The organism is Bradyrhizobium sp. HKCCYLRH1034, from assembly GCF_051168375.1.
Taxonomy (GTDB): domain Bacteria; phylum Pseudomonadota; class Alphaproteobacteria; order Rhizobiales; family Xanthobacteraceae; genus Bradyrhizobium.
This window is the reverse complement of the sequence record NZ_JBNPUW010000019.1, coordinates 102,523-112,864: the sequence shown is the minus strand read 5'-3', so window position 1 is coordinate 112,864 and position 10,342 is coordinate 102,523. Positions and strand designations below refer to the sequence as shown.

7 protein-coding genes are annotated in these 10,342 nt (G+C 68.4%); all 7 read right to left on the bottom strand.

The genetic code is table 11. The annotated features are described in order from the left end of the window. Nucleotides 1–198: 198 nt before the first annotated feature. Nucleotides 199–2,526, bottom strand: a complete 2,328-nt coding sequence (locus ACQR0W_RS31655) for a TonB-dependent receptor (RefSeq protein WP_316171389.1) — start codon at nt 2,524–2,526, stop codon at nt 199–201. 158 nt (nt 2,527–2,684) lie between these two features. Continuing rightward, nucleotides 2,685–3,056, bottom strand: a complete 372-nt coding sequence (locus tag ACQR0W_RS31650) for a DUF2946 family protein (protein WP_315750388.1) — start codon at nt 3,054–3,056, stop codon at nt 2,685–2,687. Between the two features lie 187 nt (nt 3,057–3,243). Continuing rightward, nucleotides 3,244–5,307, bottom strand: a complete 2,064-nt coding sequence (locus ACQR0W_RS31645) for a hypothetical protein (protein ID WP_315750389.1) — start codon at nt 5,305–5,307, stop codon at nt 3,244–3,246. After that, entirely contained in the window at nt 5,304–5,450 is a 147-nt protein-coding gene (locus tag ACQR0W_RS31640) for a hypothetical protein (RefSeq protein WP_315717301.1), read from the bottom strand. The genes ACQR0W_RS31645 and ACQR0W_RS31640 overlap by 4 nt, the downstream gene beginning before the upstream one ends. 2 nt (nt 5,451–5,452) lie before the next feature. Further along, nucleotides 5,453–8,275, bottom strand: coding sequence for a DUF4159 domain-containing protein (locus ACQR0W_RS31635; RefSeq protein WP_316171345.1), 2,823 nt, complete (start codon nt 8,273–8,275; stop codon nt 5,453–5,455). Next, nucleotides 8,272–9,228: a DUF58 domain-containing protein gene (locus ACQR0W_RS31630; RefSeq protein ID WP_315750392.1), complete on the bottom strand. Its 957-nt coding sequence runs from the start codon at nt 9,226–9,228 to the stop codon at nt 8,272–8,274. Before ACQR0W_RS31630 ends, ACQR0W_RS31635 begins: the two co-directional genes overlap by 4 nt. Further along, nucleotides 9,228–10,226 (bottom strand): AAA family ATPase, encoded by a 999-nt coding sequence (locus ACQR0W_RS31625; RefSeq protein WP_315717298.1) that lies wholly within the window; start codon nt 10,224–10,226, stop codon nt 9,228–9,230. Before ACQR0W_RS31625 ends, ACQR0W_RS31630 begins: the two co-directional genes overlap by 1 nt. Between the last annotated feature and the right edge of the window lie 116 nt (nt 10,227–10,342).

Sequence of the window (10,342 nt, the reverse complement as noted above, 5' to 3'; positions counted from 1 at the left end):
CACGGCATCGCTCGCCCCTCTGCTTGACGAATCGAGCCGATTTTGAAGTGTCAACCATCTCCCCGAACACCCGTCAGGGCTGAACAGCAGCGAAGCAATCCAGAGTTCCGCCCACGTCTCTGGATTGCTTCGTCGCTTCGCTCCTCGCAATGACGAAGGAGGGGGCGCAGATTGGTCGCGTTCTGCGCCCTCCTCGAATCAGAATTTGAGGTTGGCAAAGATCCGCACGCCGATGCCGGGCAGCAGCACCTCGTCCTTGGTGTAGGACACGGAATTACGGATCTTCTCGTTGAGCAGATTGTTGCCGACGAGGCCGACCAGCATTTCGCGCGCGCCGAACATGTTCGCATCGAGTTTGGTCCGGTAGCTGACCTCCGCCTTGAGCAGGTTGTAGCCCGGCGTCGGAGTCTCCGCGATCGGCGCGATGTCGTTCTGCGCGAAGGCATGCAGCAGGTTGATGCGGGTCAGCCAGTTGGCATCGCGCCAGAACAGGCCGCCGCCGACGCGCATCGGCGGAATCCGCGGCACGTTGGTGCCGTCCGCGAAGGTGGCGCGGACGACGTCGAACTGGTTCTCGATGCCCCAGATGCCGCTGCCGAGCGGAGCAACATCGAACTGGCTCTGGAACTCGAAGCCGCGGAACAGCGCGTTGCGCTGCGAGTAGACCGCCTGATTCAGCTCGGTGCCGGTGGTGCCGCAGGAGGCAAAATCGTCGCCGCACATCACGCCGGTCAGCCGGCGATAGATGAAGTTGCTGAACTGCGTGTAGTAGGCCGTGGCTTCGAAGCGGAACGGGCCGGTGGCCTTGCGCAGCCCGGCCTCGACGGTCTTGGCGGTCTCGATGGTCAGGTTCGGATTGCCGATGTCGAAGGTTGCGGTCGCATCATGGCCGCCGCGCGAGAAGAGCTCGGCTGGCTTCGGCGCGCGCTCGACATATTGCGCGGTCACGCTCGCCACCAGATCGCCCGGCAGGTTCTGCAACAGGCCGACGCTCGCGCTCTTCGGCGTGTATGACGGATTTCGGGCGATGTTGGCCTGCGGCGTGCCGTCCGGCAGATAGTCGACCGGGAAGTTCGGCGTGGAGCCGTTCAGCGCGATGTGCTCGATCCGGCCGGCGACCTGCGCCTTGGTCGAGGGCGAGAAGGCGAACTCGTTGAAGACATAGCCGGCGACGCGGTTGTTGGTGTTGGGGCCGAACAGGCCGTTGAACACCGAGCCGGGATTGTCGGGGCTCGGCGCATTCAGCTCCTGGTGCCCGGCCTGCACGCCATAGGCGGTCGTCAGGGTGGCGAAGCGCAGATTGACGGGCATCATCTGCATCTCGACGCGCGCTTCCTGCTCGCGATTGGTGAAGGTCTGGCGCACGCCATCGGTGGTCGGGTCCGTGACGGCTGCAAGGCCGAGCTCATTGTGCCGATAGTCTGTCGCGCCGGCCCAGAACCGGATCGCGTCGATTGCCGCGGAGTCCGGGCGATACTCGCCCTTCGCGGTGATCTTGGTCTGGTGCGCATCGATCCGGGTCCGGCTGTCGGCGCCGCCGATGCCGGGGATGTGGTAGAGCGCATCGGTCTGCGTGATCGCGGCGCCGACGAAGCCGCCTGAGAAGAAGTAGCTGCCGCCGATCGAGGCGCCATCGTTCTGCGCGGCGGAGTTCGGTTGCCGGCCGTTCACCGGGCGGGTCTGGTCGAACAGATAGGGATAGCCGGGAATGGAGTAGTCGCCGGTCTTGCGGCCGTAGGCATCGGCATGAAGCGCGAAATTGCCGCCGCCGGCATCGAGCAGCACGCCGCCCTCGACGCCGCGGTCGACCGAGCTGAACGAGGTGCGCGTTTCCGCGGTAACGCAAGGCGCGCTGCCCGCGGCCGGAGCGCTCGCCGGCAGGCCATAGGTCTGGAACGGCGCGGTCGAACAGGTCGGCAGGGCCTGCGGAATGCGGTTGTTGGTGGCGCTGACGACGCCGCCGATCGAGGTCGAGCCGTAGCGTAGCGCCGCGGGGCCGCGGACCACCTCGATCTGGTCGCTGGTGAGCGGATCGATCGGCACGAAATGGTCCTCGCCGAGATCCGAGGCACCGCCGCCGCCGAGGCCGTTCTCGACGATGCCGACGCGGTTGACGTCGAGGCCGCGAATGATCGGCCGGCTCGATGCGCCCGGCGCGAAGCTCGATCCGGTGATGCCGGGTTTCGAATTGAGAAGGTCGCCGAGCGTGGCGGCGCCGGAGCGGCGCAGTTCCTCGTTCGGCACCACGGTGACGGTCGCGAACTGGTCGGTGACGACAGGCAGCACGCCCTGTTGCGGCGGGGGCGGCGCGGTCTGTGCCTCGCGCGCGGGCGCCGGCGTGCGTGGGCCGCTCCGGGCCACGCGCGGGGCGGGATTGGGCCGCGGCACCACCGGCTTGCGGGCACGGATCGGGCTCGGTGCGGTCACTGTGACCTCGGGCAGTTCGGCCGCCGGCTTCGCAGGATCGTCAGCGCGCGCGGGCGCACCCAAAGCGCACAACATGGCTGCGGCACTGCAGCCCGACATCAAGGCTCTCGACAACATCTTTCACTTCCTGATCCTGATCAGGCGTCCCACGTCTTTCGTTGCCGGCGGGATGCGCCTGCCGTCGTCGTGCGACGGACCCATTCCTTCACGCGGCCGCCGTGCGCTCGCGCGCAGGGCAGCGTTTCGAGCGGCTCAGATCAGGCGGTGGGAGGAGCGCGCGGCTGGAAGGCGGTGTCGACGACGACAGCCGCGACGGTGGCGGTGATCGCATCGGGCAGACGGAATGCGACCGCTTCAGGAGGCGTCAGAACTGGCGCCGGTGACAGCAGGATCGACTGCGCCATCGCCATGACGGCGCAGATGGCACAGCCATCCGGCGACGGCTGTTGATCGGGATCTTGGTCAGCGGGAGAGGGACCAGTGTGCCGCTCGGCGATGGAGATGCCACCGCCGTCCCGGGCTTGTCCGGCGAGCCAATGCACATGGCCGAAGGCGAGCGCGAATTGCAGCACCAGCGCCAGCAGCGCGAGCCGCGAGACATCCTTGATGTTCGCGCGAAACCAGCTCATCGCCAGCTCTGGCTCATATGAATAGGCCACCCCGTTCGGCTGAGAGGCTCAGCCTTTGTTACAATATAACATCGCAAGGGAGCTTCACAGCTGTCAATCAGTGCACTGCAAAGGTGGTCGGAATCCCCGTCGCTGTGCCCTTCGCGCCACGTGGCGCGCCGCGGTGGTGCGTGCTTGTGTCTTCGTGTCAGCGTCCCTCGCGCACCCAGGTCGCGGCGAGCGCGCCGAGCAGCAGCAAGAGGCCGATCACGCCGGCGAACATCGGCAGCACGCCGACGCCCTTGACCACGCTGGCATCGCGCATGCGCACGCCCATCCAGCCGTCGCCGCTGAACAAGGTCGATGACCTCACCGGGACGATGCGCGGCATGTCGATGCCTGAGCCGTCGCCGATGCGGCGGGCATCGCCGCCCGTCGCCTGTGCCAGCGGCTTCAGGGTTTCGGTGGTCGAGGTGACCTCGGAGAATTCCTTGGGATTGGTCGGGCCGACATTGATCAGCGCCTTCAAGGTGCCGTCGGTCGCCTGCCACAGGCCGAGCTCGTTGGCGGGAAGGGTCGCGCGCCATTCCCCGGGATCGCCCTGGCTCAGAGTGAGCTCACGCGTCTGGCCCGACGGCGAGGTCACGGTCACCGGCGGGACGCTGTCGCCCATCGTCTGCCGGATGACGGCGAGATCCTTGCCTTGAATCTGCAGCCGCAGCGCTTCCTCGTCGAGATCCGGCTGCTGCATCAGCCAGTGCGACATGCGCCGGAGCAGGTCGAGATGCGGTCCGCCGCCCTCGTAGCCGCGTGCCCACAGCCAGATGTGGTCGGACAGCAGCAGCGCGACGCGGCCGGCGCCGAAGCGCGACAGCAGCAGCAGCGGCTTGCCGTCGGCGCCGGTCATGACCGGCGGACTGACCGCATTGCGCGTCTCCACGGTGCGGAAGAAGCGGCTCCAGCGCGGCGGCTCGGAGCCCGAGCCTTCGAGGCCGCGCGTCACCGGATGGCGTTTTCCGGCGTCAGACAGATGCGCATAGAACGGCTTCTCGGTGACGCCGACCGGCTCGGCGGGCAGCACCGAGTCGAGCGGTGTGCGCCAGATGCTGGTGTTGGAGGCGTAGTCCGGGCCGGCCGAGACCAGCACCGCGCCGCCATTGCGGACGTAGCGCGCGATGTTGTCGAAATAGGCGATCGGCAACACGCCCTGGCGGGCGTAGCGGTCGAAGATGATCAGCTGGAATTCGTTGATCTTCTGCTGGAACAGCTCACGGGTCGGAAACGCGATCAGCGACAGCTCGTTGATCGGGGTGCCGTCCTGCTTCTCCGGCGGCCGCAGGATCGTGAAGTGGACGAGATCGATGCTGGCGTCCGACTTCAAAAGGTTGCGCCAGGTGCGCTCGCCCGAATGCGGCTCGCCCGACACCAGGAGCACGCGCAGCTTGTCGCGGACGCCATCGATCGAGACCACCGCGCGGTTGTTGACGAGGGTCAGCTCGTTGTCGAGCGGCGAGGCTTCGATCTCGACGATGTTCTGGCCTTCGTGCTTGACGTCGACGTCGACATTGGCGGCCTGGCCGCTGGTCAAGGTGCGCTCGCTGATGACCTCGCCGTCGCGGCGGATCACGACCTTCGCGCTGGCGCCGCTGACGCCCTGGTCGTCGAGCCGGAAGCTGATGGTTTGCGGCTGGCCGACGATGCCGAAGCGCGGCGCGGCGGTGATCGCGATGCGGCGGTCGCGCTCGGCCTTCTGGCCCGTGATCAGGGCCTGCAGCGGAGCCTGGAAGCCGAGTGCGGCCACGTTGCCGGGAATGTCGTGAACGCGGCCGTCGGTGATCATGAAGGCGCCCGCGACCCGATCGACGGGGACGTCCGACAGCGCCGAGGTCAGCGCGCTGAACAGATGCGTGCCGTCGGTCTCGCCGTCGGCCTGGCCGGCATCGACGACGCGGACCTCGAGACCCTTGATCTTCTTCAAGCTGTCGACCAGCGACTCCTGGGCCGCCTGGGTCTGCTTGTTGCGGTCACCGAAATTCTGGCTCGGGCTCTTGTCGACCACGACGGCGGCGACCGAGCTCAGCGGCTCGCGGTCCTCGCGCGTGAACTGCGGATTGGCCAGCGCGAGTGCGATCAAGGCCAGCGCGGTGACGCGGATCCAGGCCGAACGCGAGCGGCCGAGCAACAGGAGCGCGGCGATGACGACGATCGCGCCGATCGCAAGCCACAGCACGATCGGCGGAACCAGAGGTGTGAACGCGATGCCGTAGTTCATGAGGCAAACTCGCAGTTGTCGTCATGCCCGGCCTCGTGCCGGGCATCCACGTCGCGCAGCCTGCGTCGCTGCTCGTGGATCGCCGGGTCAAGCCCGGCCATGACAACCATTGTTGTTGCGATATCGAGAGCGACGACGCGCATTGTCACTGCCCGAGCCGTTCGATCAGCGCCGGCGCGTGCACCTGGTCGGCCTTGTAGTTGCCGGTCAGCGTGTACATCACGATGTTGACGCCGGCGCGGAAGGCGAATTCGCGCTGCCGTGGCTCGCCCGGAACCATCGGCAGCATGGCCTGGCCGTCGGGGCGGATGGCCCAGGCGCCGGCGAGATCGTTGGAGGTGATGATGATCGGTGAGACACCGTCGCCGCCACGCGCCGGACGGGAGGCGCTGTCCTCGTCCTCATCTTTCGGCAGCGCCTCGACCCAGGTCTGGCCCGCGGTGAAGCGGCCGGGGAAGTCGCGCAGCAGGTAGAACGTCTTGGTCAGCACGTGCTCGCGCGGCACCGGCTCGAGCTCGGGCACATCGAGCGACGACAGGATCTCGCGCAGCGACTGCATGCTCGGGGTCTGCTGCGCGCCGTTCTCGCCCGGAGGAGCCTCGACGGCGTCGCGGGTATCGAAGATCACCGTGCCGCCCTGCTTCATGTAGGCGTCGATCTTGTTGATCGCGTCCTGCGGCGGCTTCGGCACGCCCGGCACGATCGGCCAGTAGATCAGCGGGAAGAAGGCAAGCTCGTCATGCGCGGGATCGACGCCGACGGGATCGCCGGCTTCAAGCGCGGTCCGCTGCGCCAGGAACAAGGTCAGCCCCATCAGCCCGGCCTTGACGATGGAATCGACGTCGGCATTGCCGGTCACGACATAGGCAAGCCGCGTCTGTGACACTGCGCGCATCGCGAAATCATCGCTGGCGGCGTCGGCGCGTGCGGGCGCCGGCATCGCGACCGCGAGCAGGGCGCCGGTTGCCAGCACCGCAAGCGCGATGGCCGCGGGGGCCGCACGCCGTCGTCTTGCCAACGCGGCCAGCACGCCGCCGAGCAGGGCGACAATGACGGCGTCGATCAGGAACAGCAGCAGTGCGGTCGACAGCAGGATGCCCCGGAGATCGCGCGGCTCGGCGGTGGTGTAGCTGGCGCGGTTGGCGCGCAGCGCTGCCGTGTCGAGCTGCAGAATGCGATCGGCGGGGCTGAGCGTGTTCACTGCGGTAGGTCCCTCGGCTGGGCCATAGAATCCGGGCGGATGATCCAGCGAAGCCCGGTCGTTGAAATCAGCCGGTAGCGGCTTGGCGGTCGAAGGCGGCGGTCCGAAGGCGCCGAAGCCGTCGAGGATGTGCAGCGGCGCCAGCGTGGCCTTGGCGGTCTCACCCGCGGGACCTGGGCCCGGCGTCGAGGTGTAGCCGGACATGTCGACGATGCGGCGGAGCATCTCGACTATGGCGCCGGACATCGGCAGATCGGACCAGCGCATGTCGGCGCTGACGTGGAACAGCGCGATCAGGCCTTTGCCGCGATGCTCACCGGTGACGAGCGGCGTGCCGTCCTCAAGAGACGCCCAGCTCTTGGTCGCCAGCACGGCGTCGGGCTCGGCGAGAACCTGGCGGTTGACGGTGACGTCCTTCGGGACAGTGATGCCGGCGAACGGGCCGTCGGCGGCGAACGCGGCCAGGTGCTGCGGCTTCTCCCATGTCAGGCTGCCGCCCAGGGTGCGGCCGCCGCGGCGCAGCTTCACCGGCACGAGGTCGTCGTCGCCCTGCGCCAGGCGCGGGCCGGCGAAGCGCACCAGCACGCCGCCATTCTCGATCCAGCCGTTGAGACGGTCGCGCAGCTCCGGCGACAGCGTGCCGACGTCGGCCATCACGATCATCGGCACCTTCTGGTCGAGGAACTGGGTGATGACCTGCTGCGGGGCGCCGCGATCGCCGAGCCTGAGATCGGCGAACGGCGACAGCGCGCGGGTGAGATAGAAGGTCGGTGCGAGCAGCGGCTGCGCGGTATCGCTGGTGGCGCCGGAGACGATGCCGACGGCGCGGCGGCGCCAGCGCTTGTCGAGCAACTGCACGGCGCCGGCCGAGCGCTCGCCCGCAATCTCGAGCCGGGTGATGTCGTTGCGCAGCTCGACCGGCAGGTCGAAGCTCGCCTCGGCGTCGTGCGCGCCGGCGGCAAAGCTGAACTGTGCCTCGCCGAGCGGCGAGCCCTTGGCATCGAGCGCCCGCACGATGCCGCCCGGAACGGAGAGATCCGCCCGCAGCACCTTCACCGTCATCTTGGCGGCCGCGTTCTCGGCGCCGGCGAGCGCCAGCGGCGAGGGCGTGCCGCCTTCGAACACGGTCAGGCTGCGGTCGCCGATCGTCTTGGCGAGACCCCCCACGAACTCGCTGCCGCGGCCGGTATCGACGCCGTCGGAGAACCACATGATCTCGGCATCGCCGGTCGCTTTCAGGAAGCGATCGAGCTGCGGCAGCGCGTCGGCGCGCTCGGTCGTGTAGGCCTTGGGCGCGATCTGGCGCAGCGCGACGCGCGCAGCACCGGCCGGCATCAAGGTGAGGTCACGCGCGGGCTCCGACAGCGGCAGCAGCGCGACGCCGCGGCGGTCGGCATCGGCGTTGGCGATGATCTCGTCGGCGGCCCTGATGCGCGTGTCCCAGCTTGCGGCCGCGCTCCAGCTGTCGTCGAGCAGCAGCACCAGCGGCGCCTTGCTGCCGACGGCTTCGGTGCGCGGATTCCAGATCGGGCCGGCTGCGGCGAAGATCACCAGCGCCGCCGCCACCAGCCGCAGCAGGGTGAGCCACCACGGCGAGCGCGACGGCGTCTCTTCCTTGGGCGTGATGTCGAACAACAGCCGGGTCGGCGGAAACTCGATGCGGCGCGGCCGCGGCGGCATCACCCGCAGCAGCCACCACAGCACCGGCAGGCTGACGAGACCGGTCAGCAGCAGCGGTTCGGCGAACGACAGCGGCAGGCCCATCATGCGCCGAGCCCTCCGGGGCCAGCGCCCACTTTGACGCCGCCGCGCGCGCTACCTTTGGCCGTGGTCATGCCGGCATGCAGGAACAGCAGCAGCTCGGCGGCCGAGCGGCTGGTGGTGTGGGTTGTGAACAGCCAATCGAGCCTGCCGGTCTCGGCGCGGATCTGGTCGCGATGCAGCGCCACGCGAGCGACGTAGTCCTGCGCCCAGCTCTCGGCGCGGCCGGCCGTGATCACCTCGCCGCCTTCCGGCTCGACGAACTCGACGCGGCCCGAATAGGGGAAGGTCTCCTCGGCGGGATCCACCACCTGCACCATCGTGCCGTGTGCACCGGACGCGGACAGGCCCGCCAGCATGGTGCTGATCTCGGAGATCGGCGACCAGAAATCCGACAGCACGACGATCTCGGCGAGCGCCGAGGGGACGAAGGACGGCGGCAGGCTCGGCCTGACAGCTTCGTCATGCAGCATCGCCTGCGCGATTCGGTCGATCACGTTGCGGCTTCCGGTCGGATTGATCAGGCCGGGAATGCCGACGCGTTCGCCGCCGGCGACCAGCAGTTCGGCCAGGGCGAAGGTCACGATCAGGGCGCGCTCGAGCTTGCTGTCGCGCGCGCCCTTCGACGCGAAGGCCATCGACGGCGAGCGGTCCGGCCAGATCCACACCGTGTGCGCGGCCTCCCATTCCTGCTCGCGGACATAGAGATGGTCATCGCGCGCGGAGCGGCGCCAGTCGACGCGCTGCGACGGCTCACCGGACACGAAGCGGCGGTACTGCCAGAAGCTTTCGCCTGAGCCCGCGCGGCGCCTTCCATGCAGGCCATGAATGACGTTGGCGGCAATCTGCCGGGCTTCCAGCACCAGCCGCGGCAGCGACGATGCCAGCGTCCGGCTTTCGCCATCGGCACGCCGTATCGCGAGAATCTCCTTGTCGGCGTGCCCTGTCGCTGCGGCCATCAGCCAATCCGGCTCTTCAATTGCCGGATCACGTCCGGAATGGTGCGTCCCTCGGCGCGCGCCGGGAAGGTCAGCGCCATGCGGTGCTTGAGCACGGGCTCGGCGAGATCGAGCACGTCGTCGATCGAGGGCGCGAGCCGGCCGTCGAGCAGCGCGCGGGCGCGCACCGCGAGCATCAGCGACTGGCTGGCGCGGGGACCGGGGCCCCAGGCGATCAGCTTGCCGGCCTCTCCGGCCTCGGGACCGGGACGCGCCGAGCGCACCAGCGACAGGATCGCCTCGACCACGGAATCGCCGACCGGCAGCCGCCGCACCAGGCGCTGGGCCGCGATCAACGCATCGGCCGTCATCGCGCCCTTGGCGGCACTCTCCTCGGCGCCGGTGGTCTCGAACAGGATGCGGCGCTCGGCATCGCGATCCGGATAGTCGACGTCGATCTCCATCAGGAAGCGGTCGAGCTGAGCCTCGGGAAGCGGATAGGTTCCTTCCTGCTCCAGCGGATTCTGGGTCGCGAGCACGTGGAAGGGCTTCGGCAGGTCATGGCGGGCGCCTGCAACCGTGATGTGCTGCTCCTGCATGGCTTGCAGCAGCGCCGACTGCGTGCGCGGGCTGGCGCGGTTGATCTCGTCGGCCATCAGGAGTTGCGCAAACACCGGGCCGGCGATGAAGCGGAACGAGCGCTTGCCGCCGGCGCTTTCGTCCAGCACCTCAGCGCCCAGAATGTCCGACGGCATCAGGTCCGGCGTGAACTGGATGCGCTTCGCATCGAGGCCGAGCGTCACGCCCAAGGTCTCGACCAGCTTGGTCTTGGCGAGGCCGGGGACGCCGATCAGCAGCGCGTGGCCGCCGGACAGGATGGTCACCAGCGTGTTTTCCACCACCCGGTCCTGGCCGAAGATGACGCCGGAGATCGCATCCTTTGCCGCTCGGATCTGGCCGGAGACCTGTTCGGCCGACCGGACGATCGCATCCTCGAGCTTCTCGGCACTCTCAGCCATTTCCGTCGCTCCTTCTGCCCCGCATCTTGAACTTTCGGACGGACGTTCCGCTCCAGTTTGCCGGGAAGCGGATGCCAACCTATGCGAAGGCGCTGTATTCGTTGAGTTAAACTATC

What these genes read in the sequence shown, in the direction of transcription:
- ACQR0W_RS31625 (WP_315717298.1), bottom strand. Translation starts at nt 10,226, where the DNA reads ATGGCTGAGAGTGCCGAGAAGCTCGAGGATGCGATCGTCCGGTCGGCC.
- ACQR0W_RS31650 (WP_315750388.1), bottom strand. Translation starts at nt 3,056, where the DNA reads ATGAGCTGGTTTCGCGCGAACATCAAGGATGTCTCGCGGCTCGCGCTG.
- ACQR0W_RS31630 (WP_315750392.1), bottom strand. Translation starts at nt 9,228, where the DNA reads ATGGCCGCAGCGACAGGGCACGCCGACAAGGAGATTCTCGCGATACGG.
- ACQR0W_RS31655 (WP_316171389.1), bottom strand. Translation starts at nt 2,526, where the DNA reads ATGTCGGGCTGCAGTGCCGCAGCCATGTTGTGCGCTTTGGGTGCGCCC.
- ACQR0W_RS31640 (WP_315717301.1), bottom strand. Translation starts at nt 5,450, where the DNA reads ATGCGCGTCGTCGCTCTCGATATCGCAACAACAATGGTTGTCATGGCC.
- ACQR0W_RS31635 (WP_316171345.1), bottom strand. Translation starts at nt 8,275, where the DNA reads ATGATGGGCCTGCCGCTGTCGTTCGCCGAACCGCTGCTGCTGACCGGT.
- ACQR0W_RS31645 (WP_315750389.1), bottom strand. Translation starts at nt 5,307, where the DNA reads ATGAACTACGGCATCGCGTTCACACCTCTGGTTCCGCCGATCGTGCTG.